The sequence below is a fragment of the Acinetobacter sp. AL9 genome (assembly GCF_041464035.1).
Classification (GTDB): domain Bacteria; phylum Pseudomonadota; class Gammaproteobacteria; order Pseudomonadales; family Moraxellaceae; genus Acinetobacter; species Acinetobacter towneri.
In genome coordinates this window covers 1-315 of the sequence record NZ_JAYFSK010000203.1, presented here as the reverse complement: position 1 = coordinate 315, position 315 = coordinate 1, and the positions used below count along the sequence as shown (strand labels likewise).

Genomic DNA, 315 nt, shown 5'->3' with positions numbered 1-315 from the left:
CACCCATCCGCATGATGGTGACCGGTGTTTCATCTGCATGCAGCACCCGCTGTTGCAGCACCACCTCTTTTAAGGCATTGGCCAGAGGTTCCAGTTCTACACCGCAGCGACCTATCCAGTCAGATAACGTTGATCTAGAAAGCTCGATTCCCGCCCGCTGATAGATCAGACGTTGACGGTACAGCGGTAAATGATCGGCATACTTCGATACCAGCACATGGCTGAGCAGTTCAGGTGAAGCAATGCCTTTATCAATCACATAGGCAGGCATCGCTTGCTGAGTCAGGGTGTCACACTGATCACAGACCCATTTGC

The 315-nt window shown here is 52.1% G+C and carries 1 protein-coding gene; it reads right to left on the bottom strand.

Going from position 1 to position 315, the window contains the following annotated elements; translation table 11 throughout:
* Positions 1 to 315, bottom strand: a 315-nt coding sequence (locus tag ACEO2X_RS14325; protein WP_371972198.1) for a transposase, incomplete at both ends; no start/stop codon positions are given.